Source organism: Halomonas sp. H5 (genome assembly GCF_050613175.1).
GTDB classification, from domain to species: domain Bacteria; phylum Pseudomonadota; class Gammaproteobacteria; order Pseudomonadales; family Halomonadaceae; genus Bisbaumannia; species Bisbaumannia salifodinae.
Genome location: NZ_CP192510.1, coordinates 2030736 through 2052080, shown reverse-complemented (window position 1 = coordinate 2052080; position 21345 = coordinate 2030736). Strand labels below are relative to the sequence as shown.

General features: G+C 68.3%; 19 protein-coding genes. 10 read left to right on the top strand and 9 right to left on the bottom strand.

Annotation, left to right across the window (positions count from 1 at the left end; translation table 11 throughout):
- Position 1 precedes the first annotated feature (1 nt).
- The gene (locus tag ACQ1W9_RS09595) at positions 2-682 is read right to left on the bottom strand and encodes a 7-cyano-7-deazaguanine/7-aminomethyl-7-deazaguanine transporter (protein WP_346062366.1); all 681 of its coding nucleotides are present in this window, start codon (positions 680-682) and stop codon (positions 2-4) included.
- Between the two features lie 375 nt (positions 683-1057).
- On the opposite strand from ACQ1W9_RS09595, the gene ACQ1W9_RS09590 reads away from it, so the two are divergent.
- Positions 1058-2632, top strand: coding sequence for a Na+/H+ antiporter NhaC family protein (locus ACQ1W9_RS09590; protein WP_431026353.1), 1575 nt, complete (start codon positions 1058-1060; stop codon positions 2630-2632).
- A 232-nt stretch (positions 2633-2864) separates the two neighbouring features.
- On the opposite strand, the gene ACQ1W9_RS09585 is transcribed toward ACQ1W9_RS09590, so the two are convergent.
- Positions 2865-4778 carry a propionyl-CoA synthetase gene (locus ACQ1W9_RS09585; protein WP_431026352.1) on the bottom strand — a complete coding sequence of 638 codons (1914 nt, stop codon included), beginning with the start codon at positions 4776-4778 and terminating at the stop codon, positions 2865-2867.
- Between the two features lie 376 nt (positions 4779-5154).
- Between ACQ1W9_RS09585 and ACQ1W9_RS09580 the strand changes: the two genes are divergently transcribed.
- The gene (locus ACQ1W9_RS09580) at positions 5155-5472 is read left to right on the top strand and encodes an ArsR/SmtB family transcription factor (RefSeq protein WP_431026351.1); all 318 of its coding nucleotides are present in this window, start codon (positions 5155-5157) and stop codon (positions 5470-5472) included.
- 13 nt (positions 5473-5485) lie between these two features.
- Here the strand turns inward: ACQ1W9_RS09580 and sohB are convergent, their stop codons facing one another.
- A complete protein-coding gene (gene sohB / locus ACQ1W9_RS09575) occupies positions 5486-6514 on the bottom strand; it encodes a protease SohB (RefSeq protein WP_431026350.1) in 1029 nt (342 codons plus the stop codon).
- A 148-nt stretch (positions 6515-6662) separates the two neighbouring features.
- On the opposite strand from sohB, the gene ACQ1W9_RS09570 reads away from it, so the two are divergent.
- Positions 6663-6974 carry an SCP2 sterol-binding domain-containing protein gene (locus tag ACQ1W9_RS09570; RefSeq protein WP_346062361.1) on the top strand — a complete coding sequence of 104 codons (312 nt, stop codon included), beginning with the start codon at positions 6663-6665 and terminating at the stop codon, positions 6972-6974.
- A 111-nt stretch (positions 6975-7085) separates the two neighbouring features.
- Here ACQ1W9_RS09570 and nudC read toward each other — a convergent pair whose 3' ends face one another.
- Genes nudC through ACQ1W9_RS09550 form a run of 4 tightly spaced genes read right to left on the bottom strand, consistent with a single transcriptional unit; the run spans position 7086 to position 9846 of the window.
- On the bottom strand, positions 7086-7856 hold the full coding sequence (gene nudC, locus ACQ1W9_RS09565) for an NAD(+) diphosphatase (protein ID WP_431026349.1): 771 nt from the start codon (positions 7854-7856) through the stop codon (positions 7086-7088).
- Complete coding sequence (gene dnaQ / locus ACQ1W9_RS09560; RefSeq protein ID WP_346062359.1) at positions 7843-8598, bottom strand: DNA polymerase III subunit epsilon; 756 nt, start codon at positions 8596-8598, stop codon at positions 7843-7845. Before dnaQ ends, nudC begins: the two co-directional genes overlap by 14 nt.
- Before the next feature lie 2 nt (positions 8599-8600).
- On the bottom strand, positions 8601-9074 hold the full coding sequence (gene rnhA, locus ACQ1W9_RS09555) for a ribonuclease HI (RefSeq protein WP_431026348.1): 474 nt from the start codon (positions 9072-9074) through the stop codon (positions 8601-8603).
- Entirely contained in the window at positions 9067-9846 is a 780-nt protein-coding gene (locus ACQ1W9_RS09550; protein WP_431026347.1) for a methyltransferase domain-containing protein, read from the bottom strand. The genes rnhA and ACQ1W9_RS09550 overlap by 8 nt, the downstream gene beginning before the upstream one ends.
- Before the next feature lie 191 nt (positions 9847-10037).
- Between ACQ1W9_RS09550 and gloB the strand changes: the two genes are divergently transcribed.
- The 7 genes from gloB to ACQ1W9_RS09515 all read left to right on the top strand — a co-directional run bounded on the left by gloB (position 10038) and on the right by ACQ1W9_RS09515 (position 19725).
- Positions 10038-10805: a hydroxyacylglutathione hydrolase gene (gene gloB, locus ACQ1W9_RS09545; protein ID WP_431026346.1), complete on the top strand. Its 768-nt coding sequence runs from the start codon at positions 10038-10040 to the stop codon at positions 10803-10805.
- A 47-nt stretch (positions 10806-10852) separates the two neighbouring features.
- Positions 10853-12034 (top strand): transglycosylase SLT domain-containing protein, encoded by a 1182-nt coding sequence (locus ACQ1W9_RS09540; protein WP_431026345.1) that lies wholly within the window; start codon positions 10853-10855, stop codon positions 12032-12034.
- A 253-nt stretch (positions 12035-12287) separates the two neighbouring features.
- Positions 12288-14066, top strand: a complete 1779-nt coding sequence (locus ACQ1W9_RS09535; protein ID WP_431026344.1) for an extracellular solute-binding protein — start codon at positions 12288-12290, stop codon at positions 14064-14066.
- Between the two features lie 18 nt (positions 14067-14084).
- Positions 14085-15158: a microcin C ABC transporter permease YejB gene (locus ACQ1W9_RS09530; protein WP_346062353.1), complete on the top strand. Its 1074-nt coding sequence runs from the start codon at positions 14085-14087 to the stop codon at positions 15156-15158.
- 4 nt (positions 15159-15162) lie between these two features.
- Positions 15163-16212, top strand: coding sequence for an ABC transporter permease (locus ACQ1W9_RS09525; RefSeq protein ID WP_431026343.1), 1050 nt, complete (start codon positions 15163-15165; stop codon positions 16210-16212).
- Positions 16205-17788, top strand: coding sequence for an ABC transporter ATP-binding protein (locus ACQ1W9_RS09520; RefSeq protein WP_431026342.1), 1584 nt, complete (start codon positions 16205-16207; stop codon positions 17786-17788). Before ACQ1W9_RS09525 ends, ACQ1W9_RS09520 begins: the two co-directional genes overlap by 8 nt.
- 197 nt (positions 17789-17985) lie before the next feature.
- Entirely contained in the window at positions 17986-19725 is a 1740-nt protein-coding gene (locus tag ACQ1W9_RS09515; RefSeq protein WP_431026341.1) for a GGDEF domain-containing protein, read from the top strand.
- A 29-nt stretch (positions 19726-19754) separates the two neighbouring features.
- Here ACQ1W9_RS09515 and ACQ1W9_RS09510 read toward each other — a convergent pair whose 3' ends face one another.
- On the bottom strand, positions 19755-20453 hold the full coding sequence (locus ACQ1W9_RS09510; protein WP_431026340.1) for a pseudouridine synthase: 699 nt from the start codon (positions 20451-20453) through the stop codon (positions 19755-19757).
- Positions 20453-21268 (bottom strand): amidohydrolase, encoded by an 816-nt coding sequence (locus tag ACQ1W9_RS09505; RefSeq protein ID WP_346062348.1) that lies wholly within the window; start codon positions 21266-21268, stop codon positions 20453-20455. Before ACQ1W9_RS09505 ends, ACQ1W9_RS09510 begins: the two co-directional genes overlap by 1 nt.
- Positions 21269-21345 lie beyond the last annotated feature (77 nt).

The window sequence follows — 21345 nt, the reverse complement described above, 5'->3', positions numbered from 1 at the left end:
TTCAGCCCCTTAGCGGCACCGGCTCGGGCCGCTCATGGCGCCCCGTCCAGGTCACCAGGCGCCGGCTCAACCAGGCCAGCAGCACCCCATAGAGGGGCAGGAAGAACAGCAGGCTGATGCCCAGCTTGATCACATAGTCCACCGCGGCGATCTCCGGCCAGTGGGCCGCCATAAAGGCGTCCGGGCTGGCATGGAAGGCGGTGGCGAAGAACACCAGGGTATCGGCCAGGTTGCCGAACACCGTGGAGATCGCCGGGGCCAGCCACCAGGCGCGGAAACGGCGCAGGCGATCGAAGACCTGGATATCCAGCCACTGGCCCAGCACATAGGCCAGGAAGCTGGCCAGGGCGATACGCGCCACGAAGGTGTTCCACTCGCCCAGGGCCTCGAGGCCGGCGAAGCTACCGCGGGGGAAGATCACCGAGACGGCATAGGAGATCACCAGGGCCGGCAGCATCACCCGCAGGATGATCGCCCGGGCCTGACGCTTGCCGAACAGCCGCACCGTGAGATCGGTGGCCAGGAAGATAAAGGGGAAGCTGAAGGCGCCCCAGGTGGTATGCCAGCCGAACAGGGTGAAGGGCAACTGCACCAGGTAGTTGCTGGCGGCGATCACGGCGATATGGAAGGCGACCAGCAGGATCAGGCAGCGCCGCGCCTGGGTGGGAGTCAAGTCGAACATCGGAGCCTTTTTGTCGGTGAGGAGGGGTGAGGGAACCCTCGGCATCATAACGGCGACCGCCCGGGACTCGGCCTCTGGCCCGGGCGGTCGTGCGGAGCGGTAGTATACGCCTTGCCGCACTCGGCGTCAGCGGCACCGCCGGATCGGCCTTGCCGGCGAGGAGGAGGATCGCCGGTGGCGGTACAGATCACCGGGGCTTTCTTCACAACGGGGAAGCAGCAGCAAGACTCAAGGGCTTTTTGAGGTTTTTATAGAAGAAGTTCCATAAATGGGACATGAGGCAGGACTTTTCACCAGGCACAATGAGCCGTCACTTTTTCGTGTCAGGGCCTTGGGGCATAATGCGCGGCCACCTTCACCCCAGCCGAGGCCCCCATGTCCGCCGCCGATTCCGCCCTGTCACTCCTGCCCCCCCTGGTTGCCATCGGCCTGGCCATCCTGACCCGGCGGGTGCTGCTCTCCCTGGGCCTGGGCATCCTGGTGGGCGCCCTGCTGCTTAACGCCGCTAATCCCCTGGCCGCCCTGGGGGATCTCGCTGCCCGCCTGCTGGCGCTGTTCTGGACCCTGCCGGCGGCGAATGAACCCGGCCTCGGCTCCCCGGAGGCCTGGAACCTGTCGATCCTCGGCTTCCTGCTGCTGCTGGGGGCCATGGTGGCCCTGGTCACCCTGAGCGGCGGCACCCGGGCCTTCGGCGAGTGGGCCCGCCGGCGCATCGCCACTCGCCGCGATGCCCAGCTGATGACGGTGGTGCTGGGGGCGGTGATCTTTATCGACGACTACTTCAACAGCCTGGCGGTGGGCAACGTCAGCCGCCCGGTCACCGACCGCCAGGGGGTCTCCCGGGCCAAGCTGGCCTACCTGATCGACTCCACGGCGGCACCGGTCTGCGTGCTGATGCCGCTCTCCAGCTGGGGCGCCTACCTGATCAGCCTGATCGGCGGCATCCTCGCCGCCCATGCCATCACCGGCACCAGCGCCCTCGGCGCCTTCGTGCAGGTCTCGATGCTCAACTTCTACGCCATCAGCGCCCTGCTGCTGGTGCTGGCCACCGCCACCCTCGATCTCAACCTGGGCCCCATGGCCCGCCACGAGGCCGCCGCCCGTCAGGGCCGGGTCTATGACAGCCGCCGCGGCACGCCCCCGGGCAATCCGGCGGTGACCGAGCATGAGGGCGGCCGCCCCCGGGACCTGCTGGTGCCGATCGGCGTGCTGGTGGCCGCCACCCTGGCCGTCCTGCTGATCACCGGCGCCCGGGGACTGGCCACCGAGGGCCTGGCCTTCTCCCTGTTAGGGGCCTTCGAGCATACCGAGGTGGCCCTGTCGCTGCTGGCCGGCGGCCTGCTGGGCCTGGCCACCACCCTGGCCCTGCTCTGGCCGCGCCCGGCGGTACGCGCCAACCTGCCGCGCACCCTGTGGCTGGGGCTCGGCACCATGTGGCCGGCCATCCAGATCCTGGTGCTCGCCTGGTTGCTCACCGGCATCATCGGCGAGCTGGGCACCGGCGCCTACCTGGCCGGCCTGGTGGAAGGGGTCCTGGCGCCCCATTGGCTGCCGATCCTGCTGTTCCTGCTGGGCGGTATCATGGCCTTCGCCACCGGCACCAGCTGGGGCACCTTCGGCATCCTGCTGCCGATCGCCGGCGACCTGGCGGCGGCCACCGAACTGGCCATGCTGCTGCCGATGCTCGGGGCGGTGCTGGCCGGCGCGGTGTTCGGCGATCACTGCTCGCCGATCTCCGACACCACCATCCTCTCCTCCACCGGGGCCGCCTGCCACCATATCGATCATGTGATCACCCAGCTCCCCTATGCGGGCCTAGGCGCCCTGGTCAGCCTGGCGGGCTACCTGGTGGTGGGACTCACCGGCAGCGCCCTCTGGGGACTGGTCGCCTGCCTGGCGCTACTGGGACTCAGTATCGCCCTGTTGGCCCTGCGCCGCCGACCGGCCTAAGTACCTAATCACGAGTCCCACGACGACAGGGCCCCGACGTTATCACGCCGGGGCCCTTCGACTCTGCGTCAGGTAACCAAGGTCAGTCGGCGGGTCTTGCCTGGCTCGATTGCCCCAGGTCCCGCACCTTCATCTGCTCATGCACCTCCTGAAGGCTGGCCGGATCATCGATGGTCGAGGGAATGCCGTACGCCTCGCCATCGGCGGCCTGGTATCGGTCGAGCAGCTTGCGCTACTCCGCCGGGCGTGCCTGACTCGATTGCCCCAGGTCCCGCGCCTTCATCTGCTCATGCACCTCCTGAAGACTGGCCGGATCATCGATGGTCGAGGGAATGCCGTACGCCTCGCCATCGGCGATGGTCCTTAGCAACTTGCGCAGGATCTTTCCGGAGCGGGTCTTGGGCAGCCGCGGCACCACCAGCACCTCCTTGAGGCAGGCGATGGCGCCGATGGTCCGGCGCACCCGCTCCACCAGTTCCGCTTCCAGTGCCGCCTCGTCGCCGTCGAAGCCGTCCTTGGTGATCACCAGCCCCACCGGCAGCTGCCCCTTGAGGGCGTCCTGGATACCGATCACCGCGCACTCGGCCACCGCCGGGTGGCCGCCCAGCACCTCCTCCATCTCGCCGGTGGAGAGGCGGTGCCCGGCCACATTGATGACGTCATCGGTGCGCCCCATGATAAACAGGTAGCCCTCCTCGTCGAAGTAGCCACCGTCGCCGGTGAGGTAAGAGCCCGGGAAGGCCGCCATATAGGCGCCGTGGAAGCGCCGCGGATCACGCCAGATACCGGTCAGGCAGCCCGGCGGCAGCGGCTGGCGAATCACCACGCTGCCCTGGGTATTGGCCGGCGCCACCTCGCCGTCGCGATCGAGGACCTGGACGTTGAAGCCCGGCACCGGGAAGGTGGCAGAACCCGCCTTGGTGGGCACCGCCTCGAGGCCCAGGGGATTGGCGGCGATCGGCCAGCCGGTCTCGGTCTGCCACCAGTGATCGATCACCGGTACCGGCACCAGGTCGTCGAGCCAGTGGAAGGTGGGCGGATCGAGGCGCTCCCCGGCCAGGAAGAGGGCACGCAGCCCGGAAATATCGTATTGCGCCAACAGGCGCCCCTCCGGGTCCTCCTTCTTGATGGCGCGGAAGGCGGTGGGGGCGGTGAAGAAGACCCTGACGTCGTACTCCTCGATCAGCCGCCAGAAGGCGCCCGCATCCGGGGTGCGTACCGGCTTGCCCTCGTAGACCAGGGTGGTGCAGCCGCGCAGCAGCGGACCATAGACGATATAGGAGTGGCCGACGACCCAGCCCACGTCGGAGGCGGAAAAGAACACCTCGCCGGGTTGCATGCCGTAGATCGCCTCCATGGAGTAGTGCAGCGCCACCGCATGGCCGCCATGGTCGCGCACCACCCCCTTGGGCTTGCCGGTGGTCCCCGAGGTGTAAAGGATATACAGCGGATCGGTGGCCTTGACCAGCACGCATGCCGCCGGCTCCGCGACGGCCATCAGCGCCTGCCAGTCATGATCCCGATCCTTCAGTTCCGCCCGGCCCTGCTCGCGCTGCAGTACCACGCAGGCGTCCGGCCGATGCTGGCTCAGCTCGAGGGCCTCATCGAGGATCGGCTTGTAGGCGATGACGCGATCCACCTCGATACCGCAGGAGGCCGCCACCACCACCTTGGGCTCGGCATCGTCGATGCGCACCGCCAGCTCATGGGGGGCGAAGCCGCCGAACACCACCGAGTGCACCGCCCCCAGGCGAGCGCAGGCGTACATGGCCACCAGGGCCTCCGGCACCATGGGCATATAGATCACCACCCGGTCGCCCTTGGTGACGCCGAGCCCGGCCAGGGCGCCGGCGAAGCGCGCCACCGCGTCGCGCATCTCGCGATAGCTCAGGCGGCGTTTCTGGCCGGTGACCGGCGAATCCCAGAGGACCGCCGCCTGATCGCCACGCCCCTCGGCCACCTGGTGGTCCAGGGCGGCATGGCAGGTGTTCATCTCGCCATCGCCGAACCAGCGGGCATGGCCTTGATGGTCATAGTCGAGGATCCTCGACGGCGGCGTAAACCAGGGAATCCGCTTGGCCTGCTCGGCCCAGAAGGACTCGGGTCGCTCGATGGCATGGCGATAACTGGAGGCGTAGTGGCTCATGGCAAATCTCATCACGGGGCGGGAGTGAGACGAGGCAACGGGGCTCGCCATCAATTGTTGACACTCTAGCCGAATCGATACGATTTTCTCTGAGACCATCGGCTAATTTCGCCATTATTGTCTACAACTCCGCCGAGCCTATGCCACGGCGTCACACTCATTGACTCAGCGTTAACTTATTGGTGACAAAGTGCTGGCGAGTGTCTCGCGGATCCACTAAATCAGTATTGAGGGATAACTAAATGAGAATCTGACAAGAGACGCAGGGAGCAGGCCGCGCCCGCCGGCTCGATACGCCCGAGTGCACAGGGTGAATATGCCGCCGGCTCAACATCGCCGGGCGCCCGAGGCGCCCAGGAGTCCCCCGGAGACCGCCATGAGCACATCCCAACCCGCCACCCGGCTGCTTGCCGCCGGCGATCCCATCCTGGAGAACGCCACGGCGCTGCTCAAGGCCATGGCCAACGAGAACCGCCTGCGTATCCTCTGCCTGCTGGATGGGGTGGAACTCTCGGTATCGGAGCTCAATGCCAAGTTGAGCCTGAGCCAGTCGGCCCTCTCCCAGCACCTGGCGATCCTGCGTCGGGAGGGCATGGTCACCACCCGACGCGCCTCCCAGACCATCTACTACTCGCTGCACGGCGAGCAGGCCAGGCGCATCGTCGCCACCCTGGCCGAGCTCTATCTGGAGTGAGCAGGCCAGCGCGTCAGCGCTTTAACCAGCGGCTGGCATCCAGGGCCTCCAGGGTGCGCTCGACGCCCCGCTCCACGCCCCGGGAGACCGCCATCCCCAGGCGTTCCCCCAGGCGCTTGTGCTCCTCCAGGCGCACGCTGAACACCCGCGCCGTCTCCTGGCGATGCAGCAAGTAGGCCTCGCTGGTGCCCAACTCGTCGATCAATCCTTTCTCCAGGGCATCTCGGCCATACCAGATCTCGCCGGTGGCCACCGCCTCGATATCCAGTGCCGGGCGCCGCTCGGCGACGAAGCCCTTGAACAGTTCGTGGGTATGCTCCAGGTCCTCGACGAACTTCTCGCGGCCCTCCTCGCTGTTCTCGCCGAGCACCGTCAGGGTGCGCTTGTAGCGCCCGGCGGTGAGCACCTCCACGTCCACGTCGTGGCGCTTGAGCAGGCGATGCACATTGGGCACCTGGGCCACCACGCCGATGGAGCCCAGCACCGCGAAAGGCGCCGCCTGGATATGCTGGGCACAGCAGGCCATCAGGTAGCCGCCGCTGGCCGCCACCTTGTCGACGCAGACTCGGGTGGCGAGCCCCGCCTCCCGCAGGCGGTCGAGCTGGGCCGCCGCCAGGCCATAGGCATGCACCAGGCCGCCGGCGGACTCCAGGCGGATCACCACCTCATCCTCGGGCTCGGCCACCGCCAGCAAGGCCGAGATCTCCTCGGCGAAACGCGAGGTGCGGGAGGCCTTGAGGTCACCCTGGAAATCGAGCACCCAGCAGCGCGGCATGGGCGTCTCGCTCGCCTTGCGCTGACGCTTGTCATCCCGGCGGAAGCGCTTGAGCAGTCCCTTGCGTTCCCCCGGGATGCTGGACGCCAACTGCAAGAGGCGCCGGCGCCGGCGGCTGCGATCATTCAGTTCCTCGATACGCAGCCGGGTACGCTCCGACCCACTCTCCCGCAGCCTCGTCAGCAGCGCGACCGCTACCACCACCACTAGCCCCAGGAGGGCCACCTGTACCGCGAAGGTACCCAGCTCGCTCAGCCACTCGATCACGCGACACTCCTTCCTTGATCCCTGCCCCGAGTCGACCGGCACACCACCGATGTCGTCGCTCGGAGGCCGTTACCGACTCCGCTTGCTTCAAACGGATGTTTTAAATATGCTCGAAAGCCTCGACCCCACGACCCCTGACAGGACCCCCATGAGCAATCCCATCATCGACAAACTGCAGTCCCGCTTCGATGCCAGCGCCGCCCAGGGCATGGACGACGTCTTCCAGTTTAACTTCAGCGACACCGACAGCTACTACCTGGCGGTCAAGGATGGTGCCCTCGACATCCAGCAGGGTGAGCATGACGACCCCTCCGTCACCCTGAGCCTCTCCACCGACACCCTCAAGGGGGTAATGAGCGGCGAGATCAACGGCATGACCGCCTTTATGACCGGTAAGCTCAAGGCCACCGGCAATGTGATGCTGGCCACCCGCCTGACCAGCCTCTTCCCCAAGGGCTAAGCCCCAAGACACGCCGCCCCCGGGCGGCGTGTCTTGGCGCCCCACGCCTTCTTGAGGTGTGCGCCTCGATCGCCCTCCTCCCGCGCCGGACGCGGCCCCGGATTAGCTGACCTAGCGTCCTCCCACCGCCTTGAGATGCGTCTCGATCAGTGCCCGTGAAATCGAATAGAGCGGGGGCAGCTGCGGCAGGTGCCGCGGCGTAAACCAGGCCGCATCGACGATCTCCTCGCCGTCGATGCGGATCCGCCGGCTGGCCGCCTCGGCGAAGAAGCCCAGCATCAGCGCATGGGGGAAGGGCCAGGCCTGGCTCTTGAAGTAGCCGACCCGTCCCACCGTCAGCCCCACCTCCTCGAAGATCTCCCGGCGCACCGCCTCCTCCGCCGACTCCCCCGGCTCGATAAACCCCGCCAGGGTCGAGTAGCGTCCCGGCGGGAAGCGCGGGCTGCGCGCCAACAGCAGCTCGTCGCCGTGGGTCACCAGGGTGATGATGCACGGCGAGATACGCGGATAGTTGCGATGCCCACAGCTCGGGCAGGCCATGGCGAACTCATGCTCCAGGGCGTACGCCGCGCTGCCACAACGTCCGCAGAAGCGATGATTACGGAACCAGTGCCCCACCTGCAGGGCGGTGGAAAGCAAACCGAAATGGGACTCGGGCAGCCGCGCCAACCAACCGCGACCGTCGGGCCAGGCGTCGTCGGCCTCGGCCTCCAGCACCAGGGCCACCGGCTCATCGTCCCAGAAGCCCAACGGAATGGCATCCTGCGGCCAGGGGCCCGGCGGCTGCAGGATCCCCTCGCCTGTCCCCGGGGCGATCCGCCCCCGGGACAGGCGCACCAGCAAGCCCGCGTCGGCGCCCTCGGGCCGGTCACGACGAAACATCGCCGCCCTCCAGCCGATCCCAGACACACTCGCCGGCGGCCTGGCGGATCGCCTCCAGCTTGGCCCGGTGGGCGGCCAGCTCCGCCTCGCTGGGGGCCACCACCGTCAGCCGCGGTCGCTGCGGCGACAGGCGGCGGATGCCTCCGGTGGTACCACTCTCGGTGTCACCGCCCTCCTCCTCGCCGCTGGCGTCCAGGGTCAGGGCGGTCTGGCCACCGGTCATGGCCAGGTAGACCTCGGCGAGGATCTCCGCATCCAGCAGGGCGCCGTGGAGCACCCGTCGACCGTTGTCGATCTCGTAGCGCTTGCACAGGGCATCCAGGTTGTTGCGCTGCCCCGGATGCTTCTCCCGGGCCATCAACAGGGTATCGAGGATGCCGCAATGTTCGGCCACCGGCCCCAGGCGCGGCTCGCCCCGCTGCTGATTGAGGCGGCCGAATTCGTGGTCGATAAAGCCCACGTCGAAGGCGGCATTATGGATCACCAGCTCGGCGCCGCGGATAAAGTCCCAGAACGCATCCGCCACCTCGGCGAAACGCGGCTCGTTGGCGACCCGCTCGTTGGTGATGCCGTGAACCCCGATGGCCTCCGCCTCGATCTCCCGCTCAGGGTTGATGTACTGGTGGTAAGTGCGTCCGGTGAAACGGCGGTTGATCATCTCCACGCAGCCGATCTCGATCAGCCGGTGGCCCTCCTTGGGGTCGATGCCGGTGGTCTCGGTATCCAGCACGATCTGGCGCATGCTTAGTCTCCCTGGTGGACGGCCTGAGCCGTATCGATGGCTTGGTTGGCCAGGCTGTCGGCCCGTTCATTGCCGGGATGGCCGCTATGGCCCTTGACCCAGTGCCAGGCCACCTCATGGCGCTCACTCTCGGCCAGCAGCTCGCGCCACAGCTCGGCATTCTTCACCGGCTGCTTGGCGGCGGTCTTCCAGCCGCGTTTCCGCCAGCCATGAATCCACTCGGTGATGCCCTTGCGCAGGTACTGGGAATCGGTCCACAGCTCGACCCGACAGGGGCGCTTGAGTTCGCGCAGGGCCATGATGGCGGCCATCAGCTCCATGCGGTTATTGGTGGTGTCGGCCTCGAAGCCGTTGAGGGTCTTCTCGTGGGACCCACTCTCGAGCACGGCACCCCAGCCGCCGGGGCCCGGGTTGCCGCGGCAGGCGCCGTCGGTATAGATGGTGACGGCGGGGTGCGCCTGGGGGGAATCAGTCAACCTCGATCTTCCTGTCGCTGCGGGATTGGCGGGTCAGCCGGGTAGCCGAGCCCAGGGAGTGGCCACCGAGGGCGGCATCCAGGCTGAAGCGCGGACGCTGGACCTGGGCCGGCATGGCGCGCCGCCGGGCGCGAATCATGAAACTGTCGCCCAGCGGCAGGTTATGACGGCGCCCCAGGGCCTCGAGACTCGCATTGCGTGGCGCGGCCCCCGGCAGATGAAAGCCGCAATAGTCTATCCGTTCGGTCTCGAAGTCGACAAATGTCAGCCAATCCTTGAGGCGCCCCGGCCCCCGCCAGGAACCGTTCCAGGGCCACCGCCGGCGGTGCCGCGACCACAACCGAGCCACCCCCGCCGGCCCCAGGGGCAGCCAGCCGATCAGCACCAGGCGCCCCCCATCCGCGGTGACCCGGGCCGCCTCCTGAAGCAGGTGATGCGGGTCCGCCACCACTTCCAGCAGATGATGAATCACCACCAGTTGCAGGCAAGCATCCGGCAACGGCAGTCGATCCGGCTGACACACCAGGGTCGCGGGGCCCTCGGCCAACTCCCGGGTCGGCGCCCAGCGCAGGGCATGCCGAACCGGGCACATATCGGTGAGCGAGGGGGCCAGGCTCAGTTCCAGGCTATGGACACCATGCAGCGCCTCACAGGCCGGCCCGAGGCAGGCGCGCTCGGCTCGCCACAGGGCCTCCCCGGGCTTCGATGCCCAGAAACGGCGCCCTTCGCGCACCCGTTCCGGCAATGAAATCGTCTTATGCGAATTTGACACGGCGCGGCGAAGCCTCCAAAGTGTGCGATTTTGCGGGCCAGATCCCTGACGTTGAACGCCATTGGCCATGGGCCATCGACGGGTGAACGGACTGGCCTTTCGACCCTGTCGTCGATACAGACCGTGAACCCCGATCGGCGCGACCAGGCTTGCCTGGGCGCGCCCCTAGCCTCTGCGAGGAAGGCGATGCCATGTTGAGCGTGACACCGATTCCTGCCTTTAACGACAACTATATCTGGCTTTTGCGGGAAGATTCGACTTCCCGCGCCGCCGTGGTCGACCCCGGCGATGCCACTCCGGTGATCGACGCCCTGGAGCGTGACGGCCTGAGCCTCGATGCCGTCCTGATCACCCACCACCATGCCGACCATACCGGCGGCCTGGCGGAGCTGATCGCGCGCTATTCGCCGCGGGTCTACGGGCCCGACAACCCGCGGATCCCGGGCATCGACGAGCGCCTCGGCGAGGGCGACGAGTGCCGCGTGCTGGGCCGCCGCTTCGAGGTGATGGCGGTCCCCGGCCACACCCTGGATCATATCGCCTTCTTCGCCCCCGGCGTACCGCCCCTGCTGTTCTGCGGCGATACCCTCTTCTCGGGGGGCTGCGGTCGGCTCTTCGAGGGCAGCGCCGCCCAGATGTTCGACTCCCTGTCACGGCTGACGGCCCTGCCCGGCGAGACCCTGGTCTTCGCCGCCCATGAGTACACCCTGGCCAACCTGCGTTTTGCCAAGGCCGCCGACCCCGACAATGCCGCCCTCGATGCCTACCTGGCCCGGTGCGAGCAGGCCCGCGCCCTGGAGCGCCCCACCCTGCCCAGCACCCTGGAACAGGAGAAACGCATCAACCCGTTTCTGCGTAGCGGTGACGCCGGCGTACAACGCCAGGCCGCCGGCCAGGGCGAAGCGAACGATGCACTGACGACCTTTACCACCCTGCGATCCTGGAAGGATCGCTTCTGACGATGCCCATGGACGCCATCTCATCGCGCCCACGAGGACACGCTTAGATGACCTACCGCACCAACCGTCGCCTGGTTTTCGGCCTGGCGGCCACCCTGCTCTGCCTGTCGCTGGCCGCCGCCGGCGCCCAGACCGGGGCCAAGCGCCCGCTCGATACCGAGCAGGCCAGCGACGCCACGCCCCTGGATGGCCGCCATTTCTGGGACGCCCTGGCCCTGGAACCCCAGCCCAGCGATGTCTGGTCTCGCCTGCGCGGTCAACTGGCCTGGCAGGAGCATATCGATCATCCCCGGGTCCAGGAGTGGATCGAGCATTACAGCGCCAGCCCCCACAATATCGAGGAGATCACCGAGCGGGCCCGCCCCTGGCTGAGCTGGATCCTCGATCGCCTCCAGGATCGTGACCTGCCCGCCGAGATCGCCCTGATCCCCTTCGTGGAGAGCTCCTTCGACCCCAGCGCCCGCAGTCATCGCGGTGCTCGGGGGCTATGGCAATTCATGCCGCGCACCGGCGACTCCCTGGGGCTACACCGCAACCGTCACTATGATGGCCGCCTCGACGTGGTGGCCTCCACCCGCGCGGCCCTGGACTATATCGAGCAGCAGGCCGAGCAGTGGTATGAGGGTGACCTCTTCCTCTCGCTGGCCGCCTACAATGCCGGCGCCGGCACCGTCAACCGCGCCCGTCGCGGCGCCGGCGCGGGCAACGACTACTGGCAACTGCGCCTGCCCAGCGAGACCATGAACTATGTGCCCAAGCTGCTGGCCATCGCCGCCATCATCGATGACCCGGAGCGCTATAACGTCACCCTGCCGGACATCGACGATGCCCCGGCCTTCGCCAAGGTGACGGTGGACCGCCCCCTGGCGCTGAATGAGGCCGCGCGCCTGGCCGGCGTCAGCCAGGAGGCCCTGGCGACCCTCAACCCCGGGGTCCTCAATGGCAGCCTGAATCCCGCCTACAGCCCCGTGTTGCTGGTCCCCAGCGACAACGCCGAGCGCCTGGTGGCACGCCTCGCCCGCCCGGCCCCCAGCGAGCCGGCATTGGCCGGCAGCGGTGGCTGGCAGCAGTACGTGGTGCGCCGTGGCGATAACCTCTCCGCCATCGCCACCCGCTTCGCCACCTCGGTGGCCGCCCTGCGTAACCGCAACGGCCTGAACGGCGATACCCTGCAGATCGGCCAGACCCTGCGGGTGCCGGCCCAGCAGCTCGCCGCCAATCGCAGCTGAGCGCCTCGGATAAACACGAGCCCCGGGTAAGTGCCCCTGCCCAGGGCTCGTCGAGACCACGTACGTAGCCAAGTGCCCCCTCGCGGGCCCCTGGCCAGCGTTGGCTTTCGTTAACCCTCCCCCCTGACCCCGAGTCGCGCTTCCGGGTAGACTAGCCCCCGTCGTGATTTCGGGAGTCGTCATGTTAGGGATATCCACGCTGCGTTCCGGGCGATTCGCCCTCCCCTTGCTATGCCTGGCATGGCTGTGCGCGATGGCAACCCCGGCCCAGGGCAACCCGCCCACCCCGGTGCATGGCCTGGCCCTCTACGGCGAACCGGCCCTCCCGGCGGACTTTTCCCACTTTTCCTATGTCGATCCCGAAGCGCCCCGGGGCGGTAGCCTGACCCGCGCCGCGGTGGGCGACAGCTTCGACTCCACCAACCCCTTTATCCTGCGTGGCACCCCGGCGGCGGGCCTCGGCCAGACCTACGATAGCCTGACCACCGCCAATCCCGATGAGCCCTTCAGCGTCTACGGGCTGATCGCCGAGACGCTCCTGCTGGACCCCGAGCGGCGCTGGATCGAGTACGAGTTGCGCCCCGAGGCGCGCTTCCACGACGGCGAGCCGATCACCGCCGAGGACGTGGCCTTCAGCTTCGAGCTGCTGATGGAGGAAGGCACCCCCAGCTACCGTAGCTACTACGCCGAGGTGAGCGGCGTGGAGGTCCTCGACGCCCATCGGGTACGCTTCAGCTTCGTGGAAAATGCCTCCCGGGAGCTGCCGTTGATCATCGGCGAGTTGCCGATCCTGCCCAGGCACTACTGGGAGGCGCGGGACTTCACCCGCCCCGACCTGGAGGCCCATCCCGGCTCCGGCCCCTATCGCATCGCCCGGGTCGATCCCGGGCGGCGCATCGTCTATGAACGGGTCGAGGATTACTGGGGCGAGGCGCTCGCCGTCAACCGGGGCCGCCATAACATCGACCGCCTGGTCTACGACTACTTCCGCGACCGGGACATCGCCATGGAGGCCTTCAAGGCCGGGCTGCTGGACCTGCGCATCGATGCCCGCGCCGCCACCTGGGCCACCGGCTACGACTTCCCCGCCTACCGGGACGGCTCGGTGCGCCGCCTGACCATCCCCGACGGCACCCCGGCCACCCTCCAGGGCTATGTCTTCAACCTGCGCAAGCCACGCTTCCAGGACCCCCGGGTCCGCGAGGCGCTGTCGCTGACCTTCGACTTCCCCTGGCTCAATGCCAACCTCTTCTACGACAGCTATGCGCGCACCCAGAGCGCCTTTCAGAATTCGGAACTGGCCGCCGAAGGCCTGCCCTCCGAGGCCGAGCAGGCCCTGCTGGAGCCGCTGCGCGAGCACCTGGACCCGCGCGTCTTCAGCGAACCCATGCCGCTGGCCGAGCCCGAGGGCCTGCGCGAGCGGCTGCGCCGGGCCCATGACCTGCTGCTGGAGGCGGGTTACGTCTACCGGGACCGGCGCCTGGTGCATGGCGACAACGGCGAGCCGCTGCGCCTGGAGATGTTGCTCTTCGATACCGGCATGGAGCGGGTCGCCCAGCCGATGCTGCGCAATATGGCGCGCCTGGGGGTGGAGACCAGCCTCCGCATCGTCGACGTCAACCAGTACCTCAACCGGCTACGTAGCTTCGACTTCGACATGGTCACCGCCCAGTTCCCCCAGTCCAACAACCCGGGCAACGAGCAGCGCAGCTACTGGACCAGCGAGGCGGCGGAGATCCCCCTGGCCCGCAACCTGATGGGACTGGCCGACCCGGCGGTGGACGCCCTGGTGGAGGGGCTGATTCGCGCCGAGAGCCGCGAGGCGCTGATCGCCTATACCCGGGCCCTGGATCGGGTGCTGCGCCTGAGCTTCGCGGTGATCCCCCACTACCACTCCGGCGAGACCCGATTGGCACTGTGGGACAAGTTCGGCCACCCGGATCCCTTCCCCCGCTATGGCAATGACTTCGCCGCCTGGTGGGTCGACCCGGAAAAGTCCGCCGAGATCACCCGCCGACAGCGTGGACGCTAGTTCGAGGAGAGACGCCCCATGGCCAGTTATGTCCTGCGCCGCCTGCTGTTGATGATTCCCACCCTGCTGGGCATCCTGCTGCTCAATTTCGTCATCGTCCAGGCCGCCCCGGGTGGGCCCATCGACCAGTTGATGGCGCGCTTCGAGGGCCTGGATGCCGGCGCCAGTACCCGCCTCGACATGGGCGGCGCCGAGATCGTTACCCGCGACGAGTCGCGGGGTTCCCGGGGCATCGATCCGCAATTCATCGAGCAACTGGAGGCCCAGTTCGGCTTCGACCGCCCCGCCCACGAACGCTTCTTCCAGCTGGTCGGCGACTATGCCCGCTTCGACTTCGGCGACAGCTTCTTCCGCGACCGACCGGTGGTGGAGCTGATCATCGAGCGCCTGCCGGTGTCGATCTCCCTCGGCCTCTGGTCGACCCTGCTGGTCTATCTGATCTCGATTCCGCTCGGCATCCGCAAGGCGCTGCGCCACGGCTCGCGCTTCGATCTCTGGAGCTCGTCGCTGGTGATTGTCGGCTACGCCATCCCCGGCTTCCTGTTCGCCATCCTGCTGATCGTGCTGTTCGCCGGCGGCAGCTACTGGGACCTCTTCCCGCTACGCGGCCTGACCTCCCCGGACTTCGATCAACTCTCCGCCTGGGGCAAGGTGGTGGACTACTTCTGGCACCTGGCGCTGCCGGTCACCGCCCTGACCATCGGCAGCTTCGCCACCCTGACCATGCTCACCAAGAACAGCTTCCTCGACGAGATCCACAAGCAGTACGTGCTGACCGCCCGGGCCAAGGGCGCCAGCGACCGCCAGGTGCTCTATGGCCATGTGTTCCGCAACGCCATGCTGATCATCATCGCCGGCCTGCCGGCGGCCCTGGTGGGCATCTTCTTTACCGGGTCGCTCTTGATCGAGGTGATCTTCTCCCTGGAGGGGCTCGGCCTGCTCGGCTTCGAGGCGGTGATGCAGCGCGACTACCCGGTGATCTTCGGCACCCTCTTCCTCTATACCCTGATCGGCCTGATCCTCAAGCTGATCTCCGATCTCACCTATGTGTGGGTGGACCCGCGCATCGACTTCGAGACAAGGGAGTCCTGAACCGATGGCCTTCTTCGACCTCTCGCCCATCGCCCGCCGCCGCCTGGCGGTGTTCCGCGGCAACCGCCGCGCCTGGTTCTCGCTGTGGCTGTTTACCGGCCTCTTCCTGGTCAGCCTGGCCGCCGAGCTGATCGCCAACGACAAGCCCCTGGTGATGCGCTACGACGGCCAGTGGTATGTACCGCTGCTGGTGGACTACCCGGAGACCGAGTTCGGCGGTTTCCTGCCCACCGGCACCGACTACCACGACCCCTTTATCCAGGCACGGATCGAGGCGCACGGCTGGGCCCTGTGGCCGCCGATCCCCTTCGCCTACCAGACCCTCGACATGCAGATGCGCCGCCCCTCGCCGGCCCCGCCGGACGCTCGCCACTGGCTGGGCACCGACGACCAGGGCCGCGACGTCCTGGCCCGGGTGATCTACGGTTTTCGCCTCTCGGTGGCCTTCGCCCTGGTGCTGACGGCCGGCTCCCTGGTGCTGGGGGTGGTGATCGGCGGCATCCAGGGCTACTTCGGCGGCAAGGTGGACCTCTTCGGCCAGCGCCTCACCGAGATCTGGTCGGGGCTGCCGATGCTCTTCCTGCTGATCATCCTGGCCAGCCTGGTGAAGCCCAATATCTGGTGGCTGCTGGGCATCATGCTGCTGTTCTCCTGGCTGGGCATCGTCGACGTGGTGCGCGCCGAATTCCTGCGCGCCCGCAACCTGGAGTATGTGCGCGCCGCCAAGGCCCTCGGCCTGCCCTCGCGGCTGGTGATGTGGCGTCATGTACTGCCCAACGCCATGGTCGCCACCCTCACCTTCGTGCCCTTCCTGTTCACCGGCGCCATCACCACCCTGACGGCGCTGGACTTCCTGGGCTTCGGCCTGCCGCCGGGCTCGCCGTCGCTGGGCGAGCTGGTGGCCCAGGGCAAGAACAACCTCCAGGCGCCCTGGCTCGGCATCACCGCCTTCGTCAGCCTGTCGCTGATGCTCTCGCTGCTGGTATTTATCGGCGAGGGGCTGCGCGACGCCTTCGACCCCCGTCACACGCCCCGGAGCGCCGACCATGCCTGATGCCGTCCTTCGCCTCGACAACCTGAGCATCCGTTTCGACGGCCAGCCGGTGGTGGAGAAGCTGAGCCTTAGCGTGGGGCGTGGCGAGACCCTGGCCCTGGTGGGCGAATCCGGCTCCGGCAAGTCGGTCTCGGCCCTCGGCGCCCTGGGCCTGCTGCCCGACAGCGCCCGGGTCGAGGGAGAACGCCGACTCGGCGACACCGACCTCGCGCGCCTCGCCCCCCGCCAGTGGCGGGGCGTTCGCGGTAGCCGCGTCGGGGTGATCTTCCAGGAGCCAATGACCTCGCTGAACCCGCTGCAGCGCATCGGCCGCCAGATCGGCGAGAGCCTGCGCCTGCACCAGGGCCTCTCCGGCGCCGCCGCCCGGAGCCGCGTCCTGGCGCTGCTCGCCCAGGTCAGATTGCCGGACCCCGAGCGACTGATCGACGCCTGGCCCCATCAGCTCTCCGGTGGCCAGCGCCAGCGGGTGATGATCGCCATGGCCATCGCCAACGAGCCGGAGCTGCTGATCGCCGACGAGCCCACCACGGCGCTCGACGTCACCGTCCAGCGGGAGATCCTGGCGCTGCTGGCGGAGCTGCGCGACCGCCACGGCATGGCCATGCTGTTTATCACCCATGACCTCAACCTGGTGCGTCGCCACGCCGACCGGGTCTGCGTGCTCTACCGGGGCCGGGAGCAGGAGTCGGGGCCGGTGGACCGGGTCTTCGCGGCCCCCCGCAGCGACTACACCCGGGCCCTGCTGGCCGCCGAGCCAGAGGGACGCCCGGCGCCCCCGCCCGGGGATGGCGTCCCCCTGCTAAGCGCCCGGGACCTGGCGGTGAGCTTCCAGCGCCCCAAGCGCCTCTTCAGCCGCCGCCCGCCCCCCTTCGAGGCGGTCAGGCCCCTGGACCTGAGCCTGGGTCGCGGCGAGACCCTGGGCATCGTCGGCGAGTCCGGCTCCGGCAAGACCACCCTGGCCCTGGCGCTGCTGCGCCTGACCGCGAGCTCAGGCGAGATCGACTTCGCCGGCGAACGCCTCGATCGCCTGCGCGGCGACGCCCTGCGCCGCCGCCGTCGACGCTTCCAGGTGGTCTTCCAGGACCCCTATGGGTCCCTCTCGCCCCGGCTGCCGGTGGCGGAGATCGTCAGCGAGGGGCTGCGCTTCCACCACCCGGCGCTCGATGAGAGCGAGGTGGCGGAGCGGGTCGCCACCGCGCTGGCCGAGGTGGGCCTGCCCGCCGACTGCGCCGCCCGTTACCCCCATGAATTTTCCGGCGGTCAGCGCCAGCGCATCAGTATCGCCCGGGCGCTGATCCTGGAGCCGGAACTGGTGGTGCTGGACGAGCCCACCTCGGCGCTGGATCGCACCGTGCAGAAGCAGCTGGTGGAGCTGCTCCGCGACCTCCAGGCCCGCCGCGGCCTCAGCTACCTCTTTATCAGCCACGACCTGGCGGTGGTCCGCGCCATGGCCCACCGGGTGATGGTGCTCAAGGAGGGCAAGGTGGTGGAGGCCGGCGACTGCGAGGCGGTGCTGAGCGCCCCGGAGAGCGACTACACCCGGGCCCTGGTGGCCGCCGCCGGCCTCGCCCGCTGACGCGCTGCGTTGCCCCGGACAGTTCCCCCTGGCTTCCTCGCCTGCCGGCGGGCGATACGGCTTCGCCGGGGAGATCGACAAGCATGGCAACAAGATAACGGTATAAATACACTATCTCGGCCCCAGCGTTGACCCAGCGAGGCATGATGCCCGACCCGCTGGGATATAGTGTCATGGAGAACCGCGGGGAAAGAATAATGAGAGCTTGGAGACATGGCCTGGGGTGGGCCCTGCTGCTGTGCCTGCTGTTGATCCCGGCCTGGGTCCAGGCCGCCCCACCCCGGGATCTGGCCAACGGCTGGGAGTATCGCTGGGGAGACTCGCCGCGACTGCCCGATGGCAGCCCGGCCTGGACGCGCCAGGCAGAAGACGACGCCTGGCAACCCATCGCCTTTCCCTCCAACCCGCCGGATCGTCAGGGGCGCCACCATGCCTGGTTCCGGATCACCCTGCCCGAGGGCAACTGGCGAGATCCGGTGCTCTATATCTACAGCATCGACCTGCTCGCCGAGTTCTATCTGGATGGCGAGCCGCTCTATCGTCATGGCAGCTTCGACGAGGCCGGCACCGGCCGCTTCGTCGGCTGGCCCTGGCATATGATCCCGCTGCCGAGGGAGGCCCTGGGGCGGGAGTTGCAGGTGCGCGTCTACTCCGATTACCTGGATATCGGCCTGTGGGGCGAAGTCCGGCTGATGGAGCGGGCCGACCTCTTCGGCTATCTGCTGCGCCACTCCGCCGGCGCGCTGATCGTCAGCGGACTCTGCCTGCTGCTGGCGCTGCTGGCGGGGGCCTTCGCGCTGATCCGCAGCGACCGCCGCAGCTTCGCCGCCATCGCCCTCTTCGGCCTGGCCGCCGGGGGGATGATCCTCGCCGAGTCCCAGGCCAGCCAGTTGCTGCTCGATACCCCGCTGCTCTGGGACTTCCTCGCCGCCGCCGGCTACTTCACCCTGCCCATCGCCATGGGCCTGCTGCTGGAGCGCTGGCTGGCCGGGACCCGTCCACGGCTGATCCGACGCCTCTGGCAGGCCCATCTGGGCTACCTGATCCTGGCCCTGGGCGCCAGCGGGCTGGGCTGGATCGACCTGGCCATCACCTTTCCGATCTTCGATGCCCTGCTGCTGGCCAGCCTGGTGACGCTGATGGGGGCGACCCTGCCCCACTGGCGACGCCTGGCGAGACGCCAGCAGGCGATCCTCGCCACCTGTGCCCTGTTCGGGCTGCTGCTGCTGGCAGACATGGCGGTGGCCCATGGCGTCCTGCCCTGGGGCCGGGTGCCGGTGGCCGCCGGCGCCCTGGCCTTCGTGCTGGCCATCGTGGCGATTTGCCTGCTCGACTATGCCCGCACCCAGCGCGACCTGGAGCGGCTCAATCGCCACCTGGAAAACGAGGTGGCCGAACGCACCCGACAACTGCAAGCCCTGGTGGCGCGGCTGGAGACCGATTCCCGCACCGACCCCCTGACCGGGCTGGCGAATCGGCGCCACTTCGAGGAGCGCCTCGCGGAGGAGGCGAGCCGGGCGCGGCGACATGGCACGCCCCTGGCCCTGGTGATGATCGATATCGATCACTTCAAGGCGGTCAACGACCGTCATGGCCACGAGGCCGGCGACCGAGTGCTGGAGGGGGTGGCCGATGGCCTACGCCAACATTTCCGCGACGGCGACCTGGTGTGCCGCCTGGGTGGCGAGGAGTTCGTGCTGCTACTGCCCCATGCCGACGCCGAGGGCGCCCGGGCACGCCTGGAGGGACTGATGACGGCCCTGCCCGGGCGGGTCTACTGGCACCAGGGGCAGTTGCTGGGGCCGATCAGCGTCTCCTGCGGGATCGCCGCCTACCCGAGCCATACCCAGGACCCCATGGCGCTGGTCGGGTTGGCCGACCAGGCGCTATACGCCGCCAAGCAGGGCGGCCGCGCCCGGGCCGAGATCTACGGCTAGGCGAGCGGCCGCAGCGCCTGGCAGAGCGCTTAGAACAGCGCGATCTCCGCCTCGCTGAGTTCCCGCCACTCGCCGGGGGCCAGCCCCTCCAGGTTCAGCTCGCCGATCGCCTCGCGATGCAGCGCCTCCACATGGTTGCCCACGGCGGCAAACATGCGCTTGACCTGATGGTACTTGCCCTCATAGAGGGTCAGCTCGGCGACCCGGGGCTCGCGCATCTTCAGCTCGGCGGGGCGGGTGGGCTTCTCCTCGCCATCGAGGAGGACACCCTCGGCGAAACGCTCGACCACCGCCGCCAGGGCCTCGCCTTCCAGCGCTTCGGCCAGGCTGACCCGATAGACCTTGCCGCAGCGCCGCGCCGGCGAGGTGACCCGGTGCTGCCACTGGCCGTCGTCGCTGAGCAGCACCAGCCCGGTGGTGTCCACGTCCAGGCGCCCCACCGCCTGCAGCCGCTCCGCCTTGGGCAGCTCGATCAGGTCCGTGACCAGCGGATAGAGGCCACGCCGGGCGCTGCACTCCACCCCGGCGGGCTTGTTGAGCATCACGTAGCGCAGCCCCACCAGGGCCAGGGGCCGGCCCAGCCAGCTGACCTTGTCCGCCTCGTCGAGCTGGGTGGCGGCACCGCGCACCACCTCGCCATTGACGCTGACCTCGCCGCGCTTGAGGGCGCGCTTGGCCAGGCTGCGGGTCAGTTCGGTGGTTTCGCAGAGAAAACGATCCAGACGCATCAGCGGGGCGCCTCCAGGGAGAGGGTAAAGTCGTCGGCATCCTGCCAGGCGGGAAACTTGTCGCGGAACTCGCGCAGGGCCTCCCGGGAGAGGGTGCCGGTGGCGATAAAGGGTTCGTCACGGGGCCGGTCGATCAGCGCCTCGCCCTTGAAGTCGACCAGCAGGGAGTCACCGGCATAGGCCAGCCCCTTGGCGTCCTCGCCGACCCGGTTGACGCCGATCACGTAGCAGAGATTCTCGATGGCCCGGGCCTGGAGCAGGGTGCGCCAGGGGTGGCGCCGCGGCGCCGGCCAGTTGGCCACGCACAGCAGGGCATCATACTCGAAGTGCACGCTCTCGGTGGGCTGCTGGCGCAGCCAGACCGGGAAGCGCAGGTCATAGCAGACGCTGAGCAGCAGCCGGAAGCCCTTGAGCTCGACGATCACCCGCTCGTCGCCCATCCCATAGCGCTCGTGCTCGCCGGCCATGCGGAAGAGGTGGCGCTTGTCGTAGGGGGTGACCTCGCCCTCGGGGGTCACCCACAGCAGGCGGTTGTAGTACTGGCCGCCCTCGACGATGGCCACGCTGCCGGTGATCACGCAGCCCCGTTGCCGGGCCTGTGCCTGCAGCCAGGCCAGGGTGCGGCTCTCGGCCATGGGCTCGGCCATCTCCCGGGAATTCATGGTAAAGCCGGTGGCGAACATCTCCGGCAGCACGATCAGGTCGGTCTGTTCGCCCCCCAGCTCGCCCAGGGCCTCCTCCAGCCGGCGGCAGTTCTCCGCCGGATCCTCCCAGCGCAGGTCGCACTGCACCAGGCTCACACGCAGCTCGCTCACGCTTGGCTCCTCGATTGGTCACTATGCCGGATAGGCTACCCGCTGAAGCCGCCGACGCCCAGCGCCGACTATGCCAG

Bases quoted from the DNA above. Each gene is read 5' to 3' on its own strand.
- nudC (WP_431026349.1), bottom strand. From the start codon at position 7,856: ATGTTTCGTCGTGACCGGCCCGAGGGCGCCGACGCGGGCTTGCTGGTG.
- ACQ1W9_RS09595 (WP_346062366.1), bottom strand. From the start codon at position 682: ATGTTCGACTTGACTCCCACCCAGGCGCGGCGCTGCCTGATCCTGCTG.
- ACQ1W9_RS09535 (WP_431026344.1), top strand. From the start codon at position 12,288: ATGGCAACCCCGGCCCAGGGCAACCCGCCCACCCCGGTGCATGGCCTG.
- ACQ1W9_RS09580 (WP_431026351.1), top strand. From the start codon at position 5,155: ATGAGCACATCCCAACCCGCCACCCGGCTGCTTGCCGCCGGCGATCCC.
- ACQ1W9_RS09520 (WP_431026342.1), top strand. From the start codon at position 16,205: ATGCCTGATGCCGTCCTTCGCCTCGACAACCTGAGCATCCGTTTCGAC.
- dnaQ (WP_346062359.1), bottom strand. From the start codon at position 8,598: ATGCGCCAGATCGTGCTGGATACCGAGACCACCGGCATCGACCCCAAG.
- ACQ1W9_RS09590 (WP_431026353.1), top strand. From the start codon at position 1,058: ATGTCCGCCGCCGATTCCGCCCTGTCACTCCTGCCCCCCCTGGTTGCC.
- ACQ1W9_RS09540 (WP_431026345.1), top strand. From the start codon at position 10,853: ATGACCTACCGCACCAACCGTCGCCTGGTTTTCGGCCTGGCGGCCACC.
- ACQ1W9_RS09510 (WP_431026340.1), bottom strand. From the start codon at position 20,453: ATGCGTCTGGATCGTTTTCTCTGCGAAACCACCGAACTGACCCGCAGC.
- gloB (WP_431026346.1), top strand. From the start codon at position 10,038: ATGTTGAGCGTGACACCGATTCCTGCCTTTAACGACAACTATATCTGG.
- ACQ1W9_RS09515 (WP_431026341.1), top strand. From the start codon at position 17,986: ATGAGAGCTTGGAGACATGGCCTGGGGTGGGCCCTGCTGCTGTGCCTG.
- ACQ1W9_RS09530 (WP_346062353.1), top strand. From the start codon at position 14,085: ATGGCCAGTTATGTCCTGCGCCGCCTGCTGTTGATGATTCCCACCCTG.
- ACQ1W9_RS09525 (WP_431026343.1), top strand. From the start codon at position 15,163: ATGGCCTTCTTCGACCTCTCGCCCATCGCCCGCCGCCGCCTGGCGGTG.
- ACQ1W9_RS09570 (WP_346062361.1), top strand. From the start codon at position 6,663: ATGAGCAATCCCATCATCGACAAACTGCAGTCCCGCTTCGATGCCAGC.
- ACQ1W9_RS09585 (WP_431026352.1), bottom strand. From the start codon at position 4,778: ATGAGCCACTACGCCTCCAGTTATCGCCATGCCATCGAGCGACCCGAG.